This is a genomic window from Streptomyces sp. NPDC017225 (assembly GCF_044331465.1).
Classification (GTDB): domain Bacteria; phylum Actinomycetota; class Actinomycetes; order Streptomycetales; family Streptomycetaceae; genus Streptomyces.
This window is the reverse complement of the sequence record NZ_JBIRNE010000020.1, coordinates 31,658-50,008: the sequence shown is the minus strand read 5'-3', so window position 1 is coordinate 50,008 and position 18,351 is coordinate 31,658. Positions and strand designations below refer to the sequence as shown.

Here is an 18,351-nt window from a genome sequence, read left to right as displayed (position 1 = left end):
CTTCGCGTCTGCCGGCGGCTTCGAACTGCCGCACATTCAGAACGTAAGACCTGTACGGCCCCCGGGTCAAGCGGAGTTGAGGCTCTCCGGCCGACCGCCGGGCGGCGATCTTCACGAGTTCAGCACATTGCGGAGGGTCCGTCACCCTGCGTGAGGAACTGGGCCGGGGAAGCAGGTCCCGCGGGCCCCGGGAACACCTCGTACCCCCCTTCTCTCTGCCGTACCAGAAGGTGCGCGTAGGGGCGCGAGGGGTCGCCGGCGAAGTGCCGGCGCTCTGCCGGGATCCACCCGTCCCAGAACGTCCGCTGCTCCGCTCCGTCGCGCGCTCTGCCGCGCGCCCACGCCTCCTCGCGCGGCAGCTCCATCCAGAGCAGCCGGGCCAGGTGCGGACGCAGTGCCCCGCGCCCGGCGCCGACCCCCTCCACCAGGACCACCGGGGCCGGCGGCAGTGGGCGGGACGCCGCGAACGACCGGGCCCGCCAGTCGTAGGGGGCGTAGTGCGCGGTGTCACCGCGCCGCAGGGGCTCGATCACCTGGCTCAGCAGCCGCCCGGTCCAGTCGAACAGCTCGTCGTGACTGGCGATGTCGTCCAGGTGCAGCACCGGCGCGTCACCCAGCTCGGCGGCGAGCAGCCCGGCGAACGTGGACTTCCCGGAACCGGCGTACCCGTCGACACCGATCAGGCGCACCGGCCCGCAGGACGGGGGAAGCCGGCGGAGCCGGGCTGCGAGGTCGCGCATGGCGGGTCCTGGGCGGTGCGAAGGGACGGTCGGCGTTCGTCCCGCACTCTAACCGCGTCGCTCCACTCACTCTCCACGCCACCGGTCCACACCAATGTTCGTGGCGTGGCGTGCGCTCAAGTGCTGGCAGGAGCGGGCACCTGCGGCCATAGTTGGCGCACAACCGTGCAACGGACCCGCCCGACTCGGACACCTGGGGGTCTTCCGCCCATGAGCAGAGCCGAACAGCCGTCACGCAGAACCGTCCTGACCGCCGCCGTCGCGGCCGCCGTGGCGGGCAGCGCGATCCCGGCCACCGCAGAAGCGACGCCCGGCGCGGTCGCCGGCCGCGCGGACCCCGACCGGGCCCCCGCCGGACCGGTCGACTACCGCGCCTGGACCACGTTCCGCGACTGGCGGCGCGGCACCGCGCAGGGTGCCCGTCCCGTCGCGGGCGCGCGGCCCGGTGTCGTGATCGGCGCCCCGGCCGGCACCACCGAGTACACCGACCCGCACACCGGCAGCGCCGCCACCTGGGAGTACGCGACCTGGACCTCGCCCGTCCACCGGCTCGCCGTGCCCTCGACGGAGGTCATCGCCTCCTGGAACGCGCACACCCCGAGCGGCACCTGGATCCAGGTCGAGCTCAAGGGCACCTACTCCGACGGCACGGACACCCCCTGGTACGTGATGGGCCGCTGGGCGGCAGGCGACCAGGACGTCAAGCGGACCTCGGTCGACGGCCAGGGCGACGGCAGGAGCAGCGTCTGGACGGACACGTTCGCCGTCGACGACGCCTCCACCGGCCTGCGCCTGGCCTCCTGCCGGCTCAGGCTCACCCTCCACCGCCGCCCCGGCACGAGGGCGACGCCCACCGTCTGGCGGCTCGGCGCGATGGGCTCCGACGTGCCCGACCGCTTCACCGTCCCGGCCTCCACCCCCGCACTCGCCCGGGAGCTGCGCGTCCCGCGCTACTCGCAGGAGATCCACAAGGGCCAGTACCCCGAGTACGACAACGGCGGCGAGGCGTGGTGCAGTCCGACCTCCTCGCAGATGATCATCGAGTACTGGGGCGGCCGGCTCACCGAGGAGCAGCTCGCGTGGGTCGACCCCTCCTACGCCGACCCGCAGGTGTGCCATGCCGCCCGGTACACGTACGACCACCAGTACGCCGGCTGCGGCAACTGGCCCTTCAACGCCGCCTACGCGGCCACCTTCGAGGGCCTCCGGGGCGTGGTCACCCGCCTCGGTTCCCTCACCGACCTGGAGAGGCTGATCGCGGCCGGCATCCCGGTCATCACGTCCCAGTCCTTCCTGGAGGAGGAGCTGACCGGGGCCGGTTACGGCACCGCGGGCCACCTGATGACCGTGATCGGCTTCACCGCCGACGGCGACGTGATCGCCAACGACCCGGCCTCGGACGACAACGAGTCCGTGCGCCGCGTCTACGAGCGGCGCGAGTGGGAGAACATCTGGCTCCGTACGAAGCGCTACGACGCGAACGGGCAGGTCAGGAGTGGTACGGGAGGGATCTGCTACATCTACTTCCCCGCTGAGCCGGCACCGAGTCAGCGCAGGGTCCTGAAGTCGTTCGGCTTGCTGTGAGCATGTGCGGCGCCACGGCCGCCCCTTCCGGCCCGACCTCGCTCCGGTCGGGCCGGAACAGGGACACCCCGCCGCGCGGCAGGACCCGGCCGTAGTCGGACACGGTCACCGTTCAGGCGCCGAGCCGGGACGTCAGGCCGTCGAGGACCCGGTCGAGCCCGGAAGCGAAGTCGTCGTCGCGGATCTGTTGTGGGGGCAGGTCCCGCTGGGCAGAGCACTGGGACGGCGTCCAGGGTCACGGCCACGACGGCGCGTCGATCGGACAGTACGCCCACCTGCGCGTGGTTCCCTCGGCGGGCGTCGCGGTCGCCCTGCTCACCAACGGCGGGGCGCGCGAGCTGTACGCGGCCCTCTACCGGGAACTGCTCGCCGACCTGGCGGGCGTGACGATGCCTGAGCCCTTCGCCCCTCCGGCCGAACCGCCGGTGGTCGACCTCGCACCGCTTCTCGGCACCTACAGGCGCGAGGGCGTGGTCATCACTGTGACCGAACGGGACGGTGCGGGACACGCGCTGTACGAGTTCGTCGACGGGATGAAGGACTTCTCCGAGCCTTTGGAGATCGATCTGCTGCCGGTGACGGAGTCGGTGTTCGCCGGTACGGGAGTGGGTGCCGCGTTCAGTGAGGACTACATGCCCGTGGTCTTCTCCACCCTGCGGGACGGCACAGGCTGCGTCTACATCGGTAGGCGCTGCGGCCCCAAGGTCACCGGCGACCTCGGTCCCCGGCCGCCGGCGGCCTCGGAAGCGTGACCTCGATCTACTGGTCGAAGTGCCGGGTGAGGACGGACGCCCCGTCCGAGCGGCCCGTCTCCCCTTGGTGGTGCCGAGGTTCGTCCGCCGTGGTCCACCGGCCCACTGTGACCAACGTCTCCGCCGCAAAAGCCGCCCACGGTGGCAAGGTGGACAGGGTTACCGCCGGGGGAGGCGGTGTGCCGGGGGGAGCCGGGGGAGTCCACCGAACGTCGAGATCAGTGAGAAGCCATGAGCGCACACACCGCCACCGCCGCCCGTGTCCGTACCGGCGGGCCCAAGGACGACGGTCCGAAGATCCTCGAGCACGTCATGGGATGGACCCTTGTCGTGGTGATCGCGATGCTGGTGGTCCAGCTGGGTCTGCTGTGACCCTGTAGGTCCGCTGTGACGTGACCCTTGTGTGACCTGCTGTGTGACCTGCCCCACGACCCGGCCCTGCCATACTGCGGATGTCCTGCCACTCGTAGGAGATCAGGGTCGGAATTGAATATTGGTCAACAGCGTGCCGACGCCCGTCCCCGGGCGCGCGGTACCGAGCGCTCGCTGACACGCCGCGCCGAACTCATCGCCATCGGGCGGATGCTGTTCGCCGACACGTCGTACGACGCGCTCTCGATGGATGACATCGCCCGTCAGGCGCATGTCGCCAAAGGGCTGATCTACTACTACTTCCAGTCCAAGCGGGGCTACTACCTGGCGATCATCCAGGACTCGGTCGCCGGTCTCGTCACCACCGCCGCGGGGGGCACCGAACTGGCGGAGGTGGACCGCGTCCACCGCGCCATCGACGGCTACCTGCGCTACGCCGAGTACAACCAGGCCGCCTACCGCACGATCGTCAGCGGCGGAGTCGGCTTCGACACCGAGGTGCACGCCATCCGGGACGGGGTGCGCGAGGCGATCGTCGTCACCATCGCCGAAGGAGCGTACGGGCGTTCCGACGTCGGACCACTGGCCCGCATGGGCCTGCTCTCCTGGGTGTGCGGCGTCGAGGGCGCCACCCTGGACTGGATAGGTCGCCCCGAACTGCCCCGCGAGGCCATGCGCGACCTGCTGGTGAAGTCGCTCGGCGGCACCCTGCGCGCCATCGAGGAGCTGGACCCCGCCTGCCCCTCCCCGCCCGCCGCCCGCCGGGACGCCTGACGACGGGGCCGCAACCTTTCTCGAAGTAAGCGGTCGTTAACTGGTGACTCCATGCCTCCGATCGGGCATACTCACAGCGCACAGTCGCTGGTCAGCCGCTTCCGTGACCCGGGAGTGCGAGCATCGGCCAGGCCCGAACGACCCGGCGGAACCGCCTCCACCCAAGGCGCACATCCGCCGATGTGCCCGACAGGGAGGAGAGCGTCGCCATGCCCGACCGCGCCCCGCAGCCGGTGGACCGGCAACTGCCCACGGACGAGGCACGGGATCTGATCTCGCTCGTCCGCGACATCGCGCAGCGTGAGATCGCCCCGAGCGCGGCCGAGGAGGAGGACGCCGGACGCTTCCCGCGCGAGGTCTTCACCCTGCTCTCCGTCTCCGGCCTGCTCGGGCTTCCCTACGACGCCGAGTACGGCGGTGGCGAGCAGCCGTACGAGGTCTACCTCCAGGTCCTCGAAGAGCTCGCCGCCCTCCGGCTCACCGTCGGTCTCGGCGTGAGCGTGCACACGCTCGCCTCCTACGCGCTCGCCGCGTACGGCACCAAGGAGCAGCGGGGCGAGCACCTGCCCGCGATGCTCGGCGGTGGCCTGCTCGGCGCCTACTGCCTCTCCGAACCCGCCTCCGGATCGGACGCCGCCTCGCTGCGCACCAAGGCCGTCCGTGAAGGCGACGACTGGGTGATCAACGGCACCAAGGCGTGGATCACGCACGGCGGCATCGCCGACTTCTACACCGTGATGGCGCGTACGGGGGAGGACGGCCCGCGGGGGATCACCGCGTTCCTCGTCCCCGGCGACGCCGAGGGGCTGAGCGCCGCGGTGCCCGAGAAGAAGATGGGGCTGAAGGGCTCGCCCACCGCGCAGGTCCACCTCGACGGTGTGCGGGTCTCCGACGCCCGGCGCCTCGGAGACGAGGGGCAGGGCTTCGCGATCGCCCTGTCCGCGCTCGACTCCGGGCGGCTGGGCATCGCCGCCTGCGCCATCGGTGTGGCCCAGGCGGCGCTGGACGAGGCGGTGTCGTACGCGGCCGAGCGGCGGCAGTTCGGCAAGCCGATCGCCGACTTCCAGGGGCTGCGCTTCATGCTCGCCGACATGGCGACCCAGATCGAGGCCGGCCGCGCGCTGTACCTGTCGGCGGCACGGCTGCGCGACGCCGGGCTGCCGTTCGCCAAGCAGGCCGCCATGGCCAAGCTGCACTGTACCGACACGGTGATGCGGGTCACCACCGACGCCGTGCAGATCCTCGGCGGGTACGGCTACACGGCGGACTTCCCGGCCGAGCGGTACATGCGCGAGGCCAAGGTGCTGCAGATCGTCGAGGGCACCAACCAGATCCAGCGGATGGTCATCGCCCGTCACCTCGCGGGTCCCGAGGGACGCTGAGGCCGCCGACGGCGCCGGCTTCCGCGGTGACGCGGAAGCCGCCGGTGGCGGAGAAGTCCTCGAGCCCGCGCCCAGGCGCCGCGAGCCGGACCCACTCCGGGTCGTGGCGCCCCGGCAGGGTACGGCCGCGGTCTGCCCAGGTCCGCATCAGCTCACGGTAGATCGGCGGGTCCGGGGGCTGCGGAGCCGGCGGAACCAGTCCCGCGGGCACCGGGACGAACGCGCGGCGCCGACGCGCGGTCGCCGAGTACATGGGGGTCATACCCGGGCAACGCGGCGACGGCGGGCAGGACACCGGCCCACGGAATCGAGCGTGAGTTCGCGGGCGTCCGTCGCCGAGTCGTCGTCGCGAGACCGGGGCTGACGTGCGTCACCCGGTGGCGGCACCTCACGGCCGACCGGGCAGCGCACACCGGCGCGTGCCACGGCGGCCCCGCGGGCCGTGGCACACGTCGGTGTGCGGAATCGGGCTACGCCCCCCCGGGCGGTGGGTGCTCGGGCGGCTCAGGCGGCCTCGCGCCGCATCGTCGGCACACGCATCGGGCGTGAGCCCGGGCCGCCGACGTGGGAGAAGGGCTGGGTCCGCCAGTCGAGGCCCTGGGGGAGCGTCAACAGCAGGGCCGTCTCCTGCTCGTGGGGCTGGAACGACTCGTCCGCGGGCCGGGCCTCGGTGGCCCTGCGGCCGGTGCCGGCGCAGACCGAGAGCCCGAACGGATTCCACGGAGAGGCGCACAGCGCGTGCTCCGGCAGCACCTCCTCGTCCGCCAGCAGGGCGATGGGCTGCGCGCAGTCCGGGCAGATCACCCGGTACATCTCGAAGGTGTCGTAGGTGTCGAGTTCCTCGTCGAAGACGTCGGGTTCGACGCCCTCCGGGACGAGCTCGACGACCGGCTGCTGCCGCTTGGGCGTGGTACGTCCAGGGCGCTTAAGACTCTGCATTGGGTTCTCCCCCTCGGGCTGGGTCGTGACGGCACTGCGGCCTCGACCACAGCAAGCACTTCCCGTCCCCCCTACGGGGTAATCACGAGGACATCACGGAGACCGTTCGGAGGGTGTGGTCTTCGTCACATGCCGCTCGTAAGTGCCCCCTGCGGCGTATTTGTCCCCACTCGGCCGTCGGCCGACTCCACGTCACACCATGAACCGGGCATGACCTGGACCGCTCAGGTATCCGAGGAGATCAACCGCACTGTAGGTTCTTGCGCCATGGAGGAGCTGGACCGACAGATCGTGCAGCTGCTCGTCAAGGACGGGCGGATGAGCTACACAGACCTGGGCAAGGCCACGGGCCTGTCCACGTCGGCCGTGCACCAGCGGGTGCGGCGGTTGGAGCAGCGCGGCGTGATCCGCGGCTACGCCGCGGTCGTCGACCCGGAGGCCGTCGGGCTGCCGATGACCGCCTTCATCTCGGTGAAACCGTTCGACCCCAGCGCCCCCGACGACATCGCGGACCGTCTGGCCGGAGTCCCGGAGATCGAGGCCTGTCACAGCGTGGCGGGCGACGAGAACTACATCCTCAAGGTGCGCGTGTCCACCCCGCACGAGCTGGAGGAACTGCTCGCCCGGGTCCGCTCCCTCGCCGGGGTGTCGACCCGGACCACCGTGGTGCTGTCCACACCGTACGAGTCCCGGCCGCCACGCGTCTGACGGGCGGCCGGTCCGTCCCCGCCGTCCCGGGCGCCGGGGCGTCCCGACGTGCCGGGCTCCTCGCTCCCGCGGCGTGGCGCGGCTGACCCGCCTGCCAAGTGGCCCGCGCGAGGGGCGAGACTGGTGCGCATGAGTGAGTCCACCACCCCGCCCACGACCGTCCTGCTGCGCCGCGGCGAGGTCCACAGTCCCGCCGACCCCTTCGCGACGGCCATGGTCGTCGAACGCGGCCAGGTCGCCTGGGTCGGCTCCGAGGGCGCCGCGGACGCCTTCGCGGACGGCGTGGACGAGGTGATCGATCTGGACGGCGCCCTGGTCACCCCGGCGTTCACCGACGCACACGTGCACACCACCTCCACCGGCCTCGCCCTCACCGGCCTCGACCTGTCCGGTGCCCCCACCCGCGAGGCGGCCCTCGCCCTCGTACGGGACTTCGCCGCCGCCCGCCCGGACGACCGCGTCCTCCTCGGCCACGGCTGGGACGCCGCCCGCTGGCCCGACGGCCTGCCTCCGACCCGCGCCGAGCTGGACGAGGCCGCGGGCCGCCGCCCCCTCTACCTCAGCCGTATCGACGTCCACTCGGCCGTCGTCACCACCGCCCTGCTCGACCTGGTCCCGCAGGGCGCCGGCCGCGGGGAGGGACCGCTCACCGCCGACGCCCACCACGCCGTACGCGCCGCCGCCCTCGGGGCCGTCGCCCCCGCCCAGCGCACCGAGGCCCAGCGCGCCGCCCTCGCGCACGCCGCCTCCCTGGGCATCGGAACCGTTCACGAGTGCGCAGGCCCGGAGATCTCCTCCGAGGACGACCTCACCGGCCTGCTGCTCCTCGCGGCCCAGGAGCGCGGGCCGCGAGTGATCGGATACTGGGCCGAACAGGACGTCGACAAGGCGAGGGAACTGGGCGCCGTCGGCGCCGCGGGCGACCTCTTCGTCGACGGCTCCCTCGGCTCGCACACCGCCTGCCTGCACCAGCCGTACGCCGACGCGGGCCACACGGGCACCGCCTTCCTGGACGCCGCCGCCGTCGCCGCCCACGTCGTCGCCTGCACCGAGGCGGGCCTCCAGGCGGGCTTCCACGCCATCGGCGACGCCGCCGTGACCGCCGTGGTGGAAGGGGTGCGCGTCGCGGCCGACAAGCTCGGCCTCGCCCGGATCCGCGCCGCCCGCCACCGCGTCGAGCACGCCGAGATGCTCACCCCCGAGACCGTCGCGGCCTTCGCGGAGCTGGGCCTGACCGCCTCCGTGCAGCCCGCCTTCGACGCCCTGTGGGGCGGCGAGGACGGCATGTACGCCCAGCGCCTGGGCGCCGCACGGGCCGGCACCCTCAACCCCTTCGCGGCCCTGCTGCGGGCCGGCGTCCCCCTCGCCTTCGGCTCCGACAGCCCGGTCACGCCCCTCGATCCGTGGGGCACCGTCCGGGCCGCCGCCTTCCACCGGACGGCGGAGCACCGCGTCTCCGTGCGCGCCGCGTTCACGGCGCACACGCGCGGCGGCTGGCGGGCGGTCGGACGCGACGACGCGGGCGTCCTGGTGCCGGGCGCGCCCGCCGACTACGCCGTGTGGCGCACCGGGGAACTCCTGGTCCAGGCCCCCGACGACCGGGTGGCGCGCTGGTCGACCGACCCGCGCTCCGGCACCCCCGGCCTGCCCGATCTGACGCCGGGCCGGGACCTGCCCGTCTGTCTGCGCACCGTGGTGGGCGGCCGGACGGTGTTCGTACGGCCGGGCGAGTGATCTCGACGGCCGACGGGGCGATGATCTTCTTCCGCGTACGACCTGCGCGTCCACCGCTCTGACCTGCGCGTTGACACGGAAGCCGCAGGTCGAACGACTGTTGACAGGCGACGGCAGGGGGCCGGTAGGTTCGGCCGAGTCCACCACCGGACGCCCGACCGGGGAACCTTCCGCGCACACGTCGCGGCGCCGCTGGGTCAGGGACGGTGTGCCGCACCGGGGCACTGTCCCTGGGAGCCAGGCTCAGCGCTCGCGCCGCGACGAGGGGACGTTCCGGCCGGTCGGGAGGTGTGACCCGGGTGGGGCCCGGGCGCTCAGTAGACAACGGCTTTCGGTCGACCCGCAGCCAGCGGGCCCCAGGTCGGCCCGAAGGGCGCCGGGCCCCCATCCGCAGTGGAAACGGTCCTTAACCGCGCATCCCTACCCCGGTACCGGGGAAATGACACCGCCATACGAACGTCCTGTCACGTCACCGCAGGCCGCGGCCATTATGGTGGTCCTCTGCGTACGGACATGAAGGGGCAGCGGTGAACGACGGCGACGGGACGCCCGCGGAAGCGGGGCGGGGGAGGCGGTTCGGCCCCCTGGGGACAGCCTTGGTGATCGTTCCGACCTACAACGAGGCGGAGAACATCAAGGCGATCGTCGCGCGTGTGCGCGAGGCGGTCCCTCAGGCGCACGTTCTCGTGGCCGACGACAACAGCCCCGACGGCACCGGCAAGCTCGCCGACGAACTGGCCGCCGAGGACGACCACGTCCAGGTCCTGCACCGCAAGGGCAAGGAGGGCCTGGGCGCCGCCTACCTGGCGGGCTTCCGCTGGGGCCTGGAGCACGGCTACGGCGTACTGATCGAGATGGACGCCGACGGCTCGCACCAGCCCGAGGAGCTGCCCCGTCTGCTGACCGCGCTCAAGGGCGCGGACCTGGTGCTCGGTTCCCGCTGGGTGCCCGGCGGCCGGGTGGTGAACTGGCCCAAGTCCCGCGAGTTCATCTCCCGCGGCGGCAGCATGTACTCGCGCCTCGCGCTCGACCTGCCGCTGCGCGACGTCACCGGTGGCTACCGCGCGTTCCGCCGCGAGACCCTGGAGGGGCTCGGCCTGGACGAGGTCTCCTCGCAGGGCTACTGCTTCCAGGTCGACCTCGCCCGCCGGGCGATCAAGGCGGGCTACCACGTCGTCGAGGTGCCGATCACGTTCGTCGAGCGCGAACTCGGCGACTCCAAGATGAGCCGCGACATCCTGGTGGAGGCGCTCTGGCGGGTCACCACGTGGGGCGTGGGGGAGAGGGTCGGAAAGGTCCTGGGCCGCGGCGACAGGCAGCCCCACAGGGTGGCTGGTGAGCCGGCCGGCGTGCCGGCCGAAGCGCCCGTGGACGAGACGGTGGGCGAGCCGGTGGGCGAAGGCCCCGGTACCGAGCCCGCCGAGAAGCCTGAGCCCGCCGAGAAGTCCACCGACAAGCTGGAGGACAAGGCGGTCGAGGCGCCCGCCGAAAAGCCCGCCGAGCCGGGCGACACGTCGGCACAGGCGCCTGACAAGAACACCTGATCGTCCCCTTATGCCGCGCTGAGCCGGGGCCAGGCACACTGGGGGTATGACGACTGGCGCTCAGACCCCCAGGTCCCCCGCCCGGCCCACGCGCTCCAGGCTGCGCACCTTCGTGCCGCTCGGCATCGCCGCGTGGCTCGTTCTGGAGATCTGGCTGCTGACCGTGGTCGCGGGTGCCTCCAGCGGGTTCGTTGTCTTCCTGCTGCTGGTCGCGGGCATCGTCCTCGGCTCCGTGGTGATCAAGAGTGCGGGCCGCCGGGCCTTCAGGAACCTCACGGAGACGCTGCAACAGCAGCAGGCCGGTGTCATGCCCGAGGCTCGTCCGAACAGCGAGGGCAACGGCCTGATGATGCTGGGCGGTCTCCTCCTGATACTTCCCGGTCTCGTCTCGGACGCGCTGGGCCTGCTCATGCTGCTGCCGCCGGTCCAGAAGGCCGTGAGCCGCTACGCGGAGCGGACCGTGGAGCGCAAGCTCCGCGAGGCCGGCCCGGGCACCCTGGGCGACGCCTTCCGCCAGGCCCGCATGCACCAGCCGGACGGCAAGGTCGTCCAGGGCGAGGTCATACGGGACGACCCGGACGACGCACCGCGGGACCCCCGCCCTCCGCTGACGCGCTGAGCCCCGCGCCGGGACCCGGACACACCAAAACCGCGGGTGCCGTACGTGAAGCTCACGTACGGCACCCGCGGTGTTCGGTTGTGCTGTTTACAGTTTCCCGCTACGCACTCTTGCGGCTGTCTCGCGGATGTACCGCGATGTTCATCGCGCCGGAGCGCAGAACGGCCAGCCGCTCCTCGAGGACCTCTTCGAGTTCCTCGCGGGTGCGTCGCTCCATCAGCATGTCCCAGTGCGTACGCGCGGGCTTGGCCTTCTTCTCCTCAGGGCCGTCGCCGTCCACGAGGAGTGCCTGAGCCCCGCAGACCTTGCACTCCCACTCCGGCGGAATCTCCGCTTCGACCGAGAAGGGCATCTCGAATCGATGCCCCTTCTCGCATGCGTACTCCACGGCCTGGCGCGGGGCCAGGTCGATGCCGCGGTCCGTCTCGTAGCTGGTCACCACGAGGCGCGTGCCGCGAAGAGCTCGCTCACTCATGAATCGTGCCTCCCGGGCTTGTCGCCCACAGGACAGGTGTCGCTGTCGTCGTCATCCGGTCAACGTCCGGGCGGCGGTAAAGATTCCCGTCCCGACTCCCGTTCCGGGCGTCTGCGTCGCCGTCGCAGTCGCAGCCTTGCAACCAGTGCAGTACCCGCCGCCGTCCGGTTTGTCACCTCTGCTGGCAGATGCGACATGGCGTTTCGGCACCTTTGACGCGCAGTAACGGTACGCCTGGCAGGCCAAACGCGTACACTACAGCCCTTTCGCGCCGAGTGCTAAATCCTTTCGGGTACCGGGTTGCCCGCGTCGCCGATCGCCCGCCGCACCGGCACCCGCGCGAGCAGCACGAAACCGAGGACGAAGAAGGCCACCAGCGAGATGATCGCGTCCCGGTAGCTGCCGGTCAGCTGGTAGGTGAGCCCGAAGATGAGCGGCCCGAGCCAGCTCATCCCGCGGTCGCTCAGCTCGTACGCCGAGAAGTACTCGGCCTCCTTGCCGGGCGGGACCAGGTGCGAGAACAGGGAGCGGGACAGCGCCTGGCTGCCGCCCAGGACGAGCCCGATCCCGGCGGCCAGCGCGAAGAACCACACGGGCTCCCCGGCCGGCAGGAAGTACCCGGCCGCGAGCGTGACCGTCCAGGCGACCAGCGACCCGAGGATCGTGCGCTTCGCCCCGTACGTCCGGGCCAGCCGCCCCAGTGCCAGCGCGCCCGCCACCGCCAGCAGCTGGACCAGGAGTACGGCCACGATGAGGGTGGACTGCCCGAGGTCCAGCTCCTTCGAGCCGTAGACCGAGGCCTGGGAGATCACCGTCTGGATACCGTCGTTGTAGACGAGGTACGCCAGCAGGAACGCCAGGGTGAGCGGACGGCGGCGCATGTCGCGGATGGTCGCCGCGAGCTGCCGGAAGCCGGGCAGGGCGGCCGCCCGCGTGCTCTCGCGCCCCCTCGCGGGTGTACGGCGGTCACGCAGCCGCCTCAGCGGGATGAGCGCGAAGGCGCCCCACCACAGGCCGGCCGACGCCAGGCAGACGCGGACCGCCGCGCTCTCGCTCAGCCCGAAGGAGTCGTGGGCCGTGTAGAGGATCAGGTTCGCGACCAGGACCAGGGCCCCGGCCGCGTACCCGAAGGCCCAGCCCCGGGACGAGACCGCGTCACGCTCCTCGGGAGGGGCGATCTGGGGCAGGTAGGAGTTGTAGAGCATCATCGCCACCGACTGCGCGGCGTTGGCGACGACCAGGAGCAGTCCGCCCAGCAGATAGCGGTCGCCGTCGAGGAAGAACATGCACGTCGTGGCCGCGGCCCCGGTGTACGCGGCGGCGGCCAGCAGTGGCTTCTTGCGGCCCGAGCGGTCGGCCGCGGCGCCCACCAGGGGCATCACCAGCACCGCCACGATCACCGACAGGGACACCGAGTACGCGAAGAACGAACCGGCCCGCACGGGTATGCCCAGCGGGTGGACATACCCGTCCGCGTCCGCCGCCGCTTCGGCGACCGACGTCAGATAGGGGCCCAGGAACACGGTGAGCACGCTCGTCGAGTAGACCGAGCACGCCCAGTCGTAGAAGTACCAGCCGCGCTGCTCGCGCCGTCGGTCGTCGGCGCCGTCGGCCGCGTCCGTCCGCAGGGTGTCGGTGCCCACCCGTGCCCTCGCTTCCCCGTGCAGGCGCGACGTCCCGGGGGCTCGGCCGCGGGTCTCGGACGGTCCCGGACGGTCCCGGACGGACTCAGACCCAGGTGCCGCGGTCCTCCATGACCTTGCGCAGTGTGTCGATGTGATCGGTCATGATGCCATCCACCCCGAGGTCCAGGAGGCGGTGCATGCGGTCGGCGTCGTTCACCGTCCAGACGTGCACCTGAAGGCCGCGCGCGTGGGCGGTGCGCACGAAGCGGTGATCCACCACCTGGATGCCCGACTGGACCTCGGGCACCTGCGCGGCCACCGCCGAGCGGCGCGGCGCGGCCGGGACGCCCCAGGAGCGCAGCCGCAGGTTGACGACGCCCCGGGTGCCGTACGAGGTGGCCAGACGCGGTCCGGCCAGGCGCTGGGCGCGCACGACGCGGGCCTCGGAGAAGGAGCCGACGCAGATCCGGTCCCAGGTGTTGGTCCGCCCGATCAGCTCCAGGAGCGGCAGCAGCGCGGGCTCCGCCTTGACGTCGATGTTCCAGCGCACCTCGGGGAAGGTCTCCAGAAGCTCCTCGAAGAGGGGCACCGGCTCCTGGCCCGCCACGCGCGCGCGGCGCACCTTCTCCCATCCGAGGTCGGCGATCCGGCCGGCCCCGTCGGTCACCCGGTCCAGGGTCGCGTCGTGGAAGGCGACGAGTTTTCCGTCCCGCGTGGCGTGGACGTCCGTCTCGATGTAGCGGTAGCCCGCCTCCACCGCCCGCCGGAACTGCCGCAGCGTGTTCTCCAGGCCGTCCGCCGCACCGCCCCGGTGGGCGAAGGCGATGGGGCCGGGATGGTCCAGGTAGGGGTGGCGTATCGCGGTGGTCACCGACGCAGTATCGCGCCCCGGGGTCGACCGGCGGCAACGACCGTGCTGCCGCCCGGTGCCGGGGGAACGGCGAACACGCGCAGGAACACCTGGGCGAGCGGGCCGATCGCCACCGCGTACAGCAGGGTGCCGACACCGACCGTGCCGCCGAGGGCGAAACCCGTCAGCACGACGGTGATCTCGACGGCGGTCCGCACCAGGCGCACCGACAGCCCCGTGCGCTGGTTCAGCCCGGTCATCAGACCGTCGCGTGGGCCCGGACCGAAACGTGCGGCGATGTACAGCCCGGTGGCCGCGCCGTTCAGGACGATCCCCGCCGTCATCATGGCGATCCGCGATGTCCAGCCGTGGGCGTCGGGCACCACGGCCAGCGTCGCGTCCATCGCGGCGCCGATCACCAGCACGTTGGAGACGGTGCCGAGGCCCGGACGCTGACGCAGTGGGATCCACAGCAGCAGCACCGCCGCGCCCAGCAGGGTCAGCACCACGCCCATCGACAGGCCGGTGCGCTCCGCGAGGCCCTGGTGCAGCACGTTCCACGGCTCCAGGCCGAGGCCCGACCCGACCAGCAGGGCCGAACTCGCGCCGTACAGCACGAGACCGCCGTAGAGCTGGGTCAGTCGCCGCGCGAGATGCCGGTGCCCGGACTGCCCGGACTGCACGGACTGACTGGACTGGCTGGACTGCCTGGACAAGTTGTGCCCCCTGTGTGGTGATAGTGGCCTGCTGCATGACACTCTGTGGCTTGAGAAGGAGAGCCAACCATGGCCAATTCGGGGAAGGTGGACTGATTTCCATGGCTCAGTGGACCTCGGCCGTGGGGGCGGGGCAGCTCGCCCGGCTGCTCGGCTCCCAGCAGGACCGCCCGGCCGGGCCCGGCACCCGCCGCCCGCCCGCCTACCGCGCACTCGCCGACGGCATCCGGCTGCTGGTGCTGGAAGGGCGCGTGTCGGTCGCCGCCCGGCTGCCCGCCGAACGCGAGCTGGCCATGGCCCTGACCGTCAGCCGCACCACCGTCGCCGCCGCCTACGAGGCGCTGCGCGCCGAGGGTTTCCTGGAGTCGCGGCGCGGTGCGGGCAGCTGGACCGCCGTGCCCGCCGGGAACCCGTTGCCGGCGCGCGGTCTGGAACCGCTGCCGCCCGAGGCCCTCGGTTCGATGATCGACCTGGGCTGCGCGGCGCTGCCCGCGCCCGAACCCTGGCTCACCCGTGCCGTGCAGGGCGCCCTGGAGGAGCTTCCCCCCTACGCGCACACCCACGGCGACTATCCGGCCGGGCTGCCCGCACTGCGCGCGATGATCGCCGAGCGCTACACCGCGCGCGGGATCCCGACCATGCCCGAGCAGATCATGGTGACCACGGGGGCGATGGGCGCCATCGACGCCATCTGCCACCTCTTCGGGGGGCGCGGCGAGCGCATCGCCGTGGAGTCGCCCTCCTACGCCAACATCCTGCAGCTGATGCGCGAGGCGGGGGCCCGGCTGGTCCCCGTCGCGATGGCCGAGGGGCTCACCGGCTGGGACGTGGACCGCTGGCGCCAGGTGCTGCGCGAGGCCGCGCCCCGGATCGCGTACGTGGTCGCCGACTTCCACAACCCCACCGGCGCGCTCGCCGACGACGACCAGCGGCGGCGGCTCGTGGACGCGGCCCGCTCGGCGGGGACGGTGCTCGTGGCCGACGAGACGATGAGCGAGCTGCGGCTGGAGGACGAGGTCGAGATGCCGCGCCCGGTGTGCGCCTTCGACCCGGCCGGGTCCACGGTCGTCACCGTCGGCTCCGCCAGCAAGGCGTTCTGGGCCGGGATGCGCATCGGCTGGGTCCGCGCCGCGCCCGACGTGATCCGCAGCCTGGTCGCCGCGCGCGCGTACGCCGACCTGGGCACGCCCGTCCTGGAGCAGCTGGCCGTGAACTGGCTGTTCAGCACCGGCGGCTGGGAACAGGCCGTCCAGGTGCGGCGCGAGCAGGCCCGCCACAACCGGGACGCGCTGGTGGCCGCGGTACGGCGGGAGCTGCCCGACTGGGAGTTCGAGGTGCCGCGGGGCGGGCTCACCCTGTGGGTGCGCACCGGGGGCCTGTCCGGCTCACGGCTGGCCGAGGCGGGGGAGCGGGTGGGGGTACGGGTCCCGTCCGGGCCGCGCTTCGGGGTCGACGGGGCCTTCGAGGGCTACGTCCGGCTGCCGTTCACCGTGGCCGGCGTGGTGGCCGAGGAGGCGGCGGTACGCCTGGCCGCGGCGGCCCGGCTGGTGGAGAGCGGGGGCGTCGGGGGCGGCGAGGCGCCGCGGACCTTCGTGGCGTAGCGGGGGTGACGCGGGCTCCGGTGGCGGAGCCCGGGCCCGGGGCGTGGGCGGCTCCGGCCTTCGTCGGGTGTCAGGAGGTCTCCGCCGCGACCGCCTTCGCAGGGACCGTCTCAGCCGGGGCCGGTTCCACGGCTGTCTCCACCGCGACCGGCGTCGGTTCGGCGCCCGCCGCGGGCTCCCTCGGCGCGGTCCGGGTCCCGGTCACCCTCAGAGTCCCCGTCCCGGTCATGGTCTCGGCCGGCAGGTCCTCCTTCTTGATGGAGATGATCTCAGGCTCAGGCTCAGGTTCCGCCGCCTCTGCCTCCGCCGCCTCTGCCTCCGCCGCCTCTGCCTCCGCCGCCTCTGCCTCCGCCTCCGCCGCTTCCGCGGGAATCGGCGCCCGCTCGCCGTCCGCCGGTGTCGTGCGCGGCGGGAGCAGGTCGAGTACCGCCTGCCGGTGGGCGTCACTCGTCGCGTCGTCGTAGGGGTCCGGCGTGGCCGGCACCTGGAGGCGGTGCACCGGGCCGGTGCCCAGGCGGGCGTAGCCCCGACCGGGCGGGACCTGGTCGACGGGCGTGGTGTGCGGAGGAGCACCCAGTGCGGTCGTCAGCTCGTCCGCCGTGGCCGGGCCGAGAACGGCACGCGCGCGTGTGTGCTGCCGTACGGCGTCGCTCAGGCTGTCCAGGGCGTCCAGCTGGTCGGCGACGACCACGGTCACGTTCGCGGCTCGGCCGTGCCGCAACGGGACCTGGAGCAGGGACTGCGGATCCTCGCGGCCGTCCGCGGCGGCCAGGTGCGTGAAGGCGCTCGGCCGGTCCACGAAGACCCACAGCGGCCGCCTGGTGTCGTCGGGCGTCGGCCGGCCTTCCTGACGGGCCCGGTTGACGGAGATCAGCCGTCGTTCCGTCTCCGCGGCGGCCCACTCCAGGCTGGTCAGCGCTCCGGTGAGGCCGCACTCGACGGCCAGGACGCCGTCCCGGCCGACCAGGCAGGCGTACTCGCCGGTGCCGCCGCCGTCGACGACCAGCAGGTCGCCGTGGTGCAGGGCCTGCAACGCGACCGAGCGCAGCAGGGTGGACGTGCCGGTTCCGGGCTGCCCCAGGACCAGCAGGTGGGGCTCGGTCGAGCGGATGCCGGTACGCCAGACGACCGGCGGCACGTCGCGCCGCTCCTCGCCGTGGGTGAGCGGGAGGGTGCGCTGGACCCGGGTCGGGTCGGTGAAGCCGAGGACGGTCTCGCCGGGCGCCGTCACGAAGCGCTGGGCGGCGATGTCGGTGGGCAGTGCGGGGAGCACGTCGACGGAGAGGTGGTTGGCCTCCTCGTCCCACGTGAAGTGGTACTCCCGGCCCCGGCCGGACTTCGCGGTGAGCAGGTGCTCGATCCGGGAGCGGGCCTCGGCCTCCCCGTCGGTGAAGTACGCGGGGTAGCGGATCACCAGGTGGGCGAAGCGGCCGGTGTCGTCGAACTCGTACGCCGGGAACGCCTTCTCCCACGCGCCGCCGTGGGCGTACAGGGGATCGGGGTCCTCGGCGAGGGAGAAGTACGGGACCAGCGCCTCGTAGAGGGAGTGCAGGCGCTCGGTCTGGGAGTCGTCGGGGCCCTCCGGCTCCGACGGGGCGCGGTCCCTGCCCTGCCAGGCTGCCGCCGCCATCAGAGCGATGACGGCGAGCAGCGGGCCGTACGGCACGAGTGCCACGACCAGGACCACCGAGGCCACCAGGAACAGCAGCGCGCCGCGCCGGTCCTTGGGGGTCTCGGCCCATCTGCGCCGCGCGGCCGCGGCCAGGCGGCGCAGACCGCGGGCGATCGTGATCAGCGGCTGGAGGACGTCGGTGGCGCTGTCGGCCGCCGTCCGGGCCAGCTCCCGGCTCCGGGCGAGCTGTGCGCCGCCGTTGCTCAGAATGCGGGGGAGGGGCCGCCGGGCCACTGCTGCCTCCTGGAAGTGCGTACGTGCGGA

Annotated in this window: 17 protein-coding genes and 1 pseudogene; 10 read left to right on the top strand and 8 right to left on the bottom strand. The window is 72.7% G+C overall.

Annotation, left to right across the window (positions count from 1 at the left end):
- Nucleotides 1–119: 119 nt before the first annotated feature.
- Nucleotides 120–740 carry a hypothetical protein gene (locus tag ACH4NX_RS31515; protein ID WP_351394450.1) on the bottom strand — a complete coding sequence of 207 codons (621 nt, stop codon included), beginning with the start codon at nucleotides 738–740 and terminating at the stop codon, nucleotides 120–122.
- Nucleotides 741–950: 210 nt separating this feature from the next.
- Here ACH4NX_RS31515 and ACH4NX_RS31510 point away from each other — a divergent pair, with 210 nt between their 5' ends.
- The 5 genes from ACH4NX_RS31510 to ACH4NX_RS31490 all read left to right on the top strand — a co-directional run bounded on the left by ACH4NX_RS31510 (nucleotide 951) and on the right by ACH4NX_RS31490 (nucleotide 5,604).
- Complete coding sequence (locus ACH4NX_RS31510) at nucleotides 951–2,324, top strand: peptidase C39 family protein (RefSeq protein ID WP_398128361.1); 1,374 nt, start codon at nucleotides 951–953, stop codon at nucleotides 2,322–2,324.
- A 281-nt stretch (nucleotides 2,325–2,605) separates the two neighbouring features.
- Nucleotides 2,606–3,076, top strand: coding sequence for a hypothetical protein (locus tag ACH4NX_RS31505; protein ID WP_398128360.1), 471 nt, complete (start codon nucleotides 2,606–2,608; stop codon nucleotides 3,074–3,076).
- A 231-nt stretch (nucleotides 3,077–3,307) separates the two neighbouring features.
- Nucleotides 3,308–3,448: an SCO1431 family membrane protein gene (locus ACH4NX_RS31500; protein WP_398128359.1), complete on the top strand. Its 141-nt coding sequence runs from the start codon at nucleotides 3,308–3,310 to the stop codon at nucleotides 3,446–3,448.
- Between the two features lie 114 nt (nucleotides 3,449–3,562).
- Nucleotides 3,563–4,222 carry a TetR/AcrR family transcriptional regulator gene (locus ACH4NX_RS31495; RefSeq protein ID WP_398128358.1) on the top strand — a complete coding sequence of 220 codons (660 nt, stop codon included), beginning with the start codon at nucleotides 3,563–3,565 and terminating at the stop codon, nucleotides 4,220–4,222.
- A 209-nt stretch (nucleotides 4,223–4,431) separates the two neighbouring features.
- Nucleotides 4,432–5,604 (top strand): acyl-CoA dehydrogenase, encoded by a 1,173-nt coding sequence (locus ACH4NX_RS31490; protein WP_398128357.1) that lies wholly within the window; start codon nucleotides 4,432–4,434, stop codon nucleotides 5,602–5,604.
- On the opposite strand, the gene ACH4NX_RS31485 is transcribed toward ACH4NX_RS31490, so the two are convergent.
- Nucleotides 5,567–5,866, bottom strand: coding sequence for a hypothetical protein (locus ACH4NX_RS31485; RefSeq protein WP_398128356.1), 300 nt, complete (start codon nucleotides 5,864–5,866; stop codon nucleotides 5,567–5,569). The genes ACH4NX_RS31490 and ACH4NX_RS31485 overlap by 38 nt on opposite strands.
- 242 nt (nucleotides 5,867–6,108) lie before the next feature.
- Nucleotides 6,109–6,543, bottom strand: coding sequence for a hypothetical protein (locus ACH4NX_RS31480; protein ID WP_351394467.1), 435 nt, complete (start codon nucleotides 6,541–6,543; stop codon nucleotides 6,109–6,111).
- Nucleotides 6,544–6,810: 267 nt separating this feature from the next.
- Between ACH4NX_RS31480 and ACH4NX_RS31475 the strand changes: the two genes are divergently transcribed.
- The 4 genes and pseudogenes from ACH4NX_RS31475 to fxsA all read left to right on the top strand — a co-directional run bounded on the left by ACH4NX_RS31475 (nucleotide 6,811) and on the right by fxsA (nucleotide 11,148).
- Nucleotides 6,811–7,251: an Lrp/AsnC family transcriptional regulator gene (locus ACH4NX_RS31475; protein ID WP_279565770.1), complete on the top strand. Its 441-nt coding sequence runs from the start codon at nucleotides 6,811–6,813 to the stop codon at nucleotides 7,249–7,251.
- A gap of 129 nt (nucleotides 7,252–7,380) precedes the next feature.
- Entirely contained in the window at nucleotides 7,381–8,985 is a 1,605-nt protein-coding gene (locus tag ACH4NX_RS31470; protein ID WP_398128355.1) for an amidohydrolase, read from the top strand.
- 527 nt (nucleotides 8,986–9,512) lie between these two features.
- A pseudogene (locus ACH4NX_RS31465) lies at nucleotides 9,513–10,308 on the top strand (polyprenol monophosphomannose synthase); the annotation flags it as partial.
- A 267-nt stretch (nucleotides 10,309–10,575) separates the two neighbouring features.
- Entirely contained in the window at nucleotides 10,576–11,148 is a 573-nt protein-coding gene (fxsA, locus tag ACH4NX_RS31460; protein WP_351394476.1) for an FxsA family membrane protein, read from the top strand.
- Between the two features lie 100 nt (nucleotides 11,149–11,248).
- Here fxsA and ACH4NX_RS31455 read toward each other — a convergent pair whose 3' ends face one another.
- The 4 genes from ACH4NX_RS31455 to ACH4NX_RS31440 form a co-directional block, all read right to left on the bottom strand.
- Nucleotides 11,249–11,623 carry an RNA polymerase-binding protein RbpA gene (locus tag ACH4NX_RS31455; protein ID WP_003977404.1) on the bottom strand — a complete coding sequence of 125 codons (375 nt, stop codon included), beginning with the start codon at nucleotides 11,621–11,623 and terminating at the stop codon, nucleotides 11,249–11,251.
- Between the two features lie 278 nt (nucleotides 11,624–11,901).
- On the bottom strand, nucleotides 11,902–13,266 hold the full coding sequence (locus ACH4NX_RS31450) for an MFS transporter (protein ID WP_351394479.1): 1,365 nt from the start codon (nucleotides 13,264–13,266) through the stop codon (nucleotides 11,902–11,904).
- An 85-nt stretch (nucleotides 13,267–13,351) separates the two neighbouring features.
- The gene (locus tag ACH4NX_RS31445) at nucleotides 13,352–14,119 is read right to left on the bottom strand and encodes a glycerophosphodiester phosphodiesterase (RefSeq protein ID WP_351394482.1); all 768 of its coding nucleotides are present in this window, start codon (nucleotides 14,117–14,119) and stop codon (nucleotides 13,352–13,354) included.
- Nucleotides 14,116–14,814 carry a YitT family protein gene (locus ACH4NX_RS31440; RefSeq protein WP_398128354.1) on the bottom strand — a complete coding sequence of 233 codons (699 nt, stop codon included), beginning with the start codon at nucleotides 14,812–14,814 and terminating at the stop codon, nucleotides 14,116–14,118. Before ACH4NX_RS31440 ends, ACH4NX_RS31445 begins: the two co-directional genes overlap by 4 nt.
- 101 nt (nucleotides 14,815–14,915) lie before the next feature.
- On the opposite strand from ACH4NX_RS31440, the gene ACH4NX_RS31435 reads away from it, so the two are divergent.
- On the top strand, nucleotides 14,916–16,415 hold the full coding sequence (locus ACH4NX_RS31435; protein WP_351394485.1) for a PLP-dependent aminotransferase family protein: 1,500 nt from the start codon (nucleotides 14,916–14,918) through the stop codon (nucleotides 16,413–16,415).
- A 70-nt stretch (nucleotides 16,416–16,485) separates the two neighbouring features.
- Here the strand turns inward: ACH4NX_RS31435 and ACH4NX_RS31430 are convergent, their stop codons facing one another.
- Entirely contained in the window at nucleotides 16,486–18,321 is a 1,836-nt protein-coding gene (locus ACH4NX_RS31430) for a hypothetical protein (RefSeq protein ID WP_398128353.1), read from the bottom strand.
- Nucleotides 18,322–18,351: the final 30 nt, after the last annotated feature.

What these genes read in the sequence shown, in the direction of transcription:
- ACH4NX_RS31515 (WP_351394450.1), bottom strand. Translation starts at nt 740, where the DNA reads ATGCGCGACCTCGCAGCCCGGCTCCGCCGGCTTCCCCCGTCCTGCGGG.
- ACH4NX_RS31510 (WP_398128361.1), top strand. Translation starts at nt 951, where the DNA reads ATGAGCAGAGCCGAACAGCCGTCACGCAGAACCGTCCTGACCGCCGCC.
- ACH4NX_RS31500 (WP_398128359.1), top strand. Translation starts at nt 3,308, where the DNA reads ATGAGCGCACACACCGCCACCGCCGCCCGTGTCCGTACCGGCGGGCCC.
- ACH4NX_RS31490 (WP_398128357.1), top strand. Translation starts at nt 4,432, where the DNA reads ATGCCCGACCGCGCCCCGCAGCCGGTGGACCGGCAACTGCCCACGGAC.
- ACH4NX_RS31485 (WP_398128356.1), bottom strand. Translation starts at nt 5,866, where the DNA reads ATGACCCCCATGTACTCGGCGACCGCGCGTCGGCGCCGCGCGTTCGTC.
- ACH4NX_RS31480 (WP_351394467.1), bottom strand. Translation starts at nt 6,543, where the DNA reads ATGCAGAGTCTTAAGCGCCCTGGACGTACCACGCCCAAGCGGCAGCAG.
- ACH4NX_RS31475 (WP_279565770.1), top strand. Translation starts at nt 6,811, where the DNA reads ATGGAGGAGCTGGACCGACAGATCGTGCAGCTGCTCGTCAAGGACGGG.
- ACH4NX_RS31470 (WP_398128355.1), top strand. Translation starts at nt 7,381, where the DNA reads ATGAGTGAGTCCACCACCCCGCCCACGACCGTCCTGCTGCGCCGCGGC.
- fxsA (WP_351394476.1), top strand. Translation starts at nt 10,576, where the DNA reads ATGACGACTGGCGCTCAGACCCCCAGGTCCCCCGCCCGGCCCACGCGC.
- ACH4NX_RS31455 (WP_003977404.1), bottom strand. Translation starts at nt 11,623, where the DNA reads ATGAGTGAGCGAGCTCTTCGCGGCACGCGCCTCGTGGTGACCAGCTAC.
- ACH4NX_RS31435 (WP_351394485.1), top strand. Translation starts at nt 14,916, where the DNA reads ATGGCTCAGTGGACCTCGGCCGTGGGGGCGGGGCAGCTCGCCCGGCTG.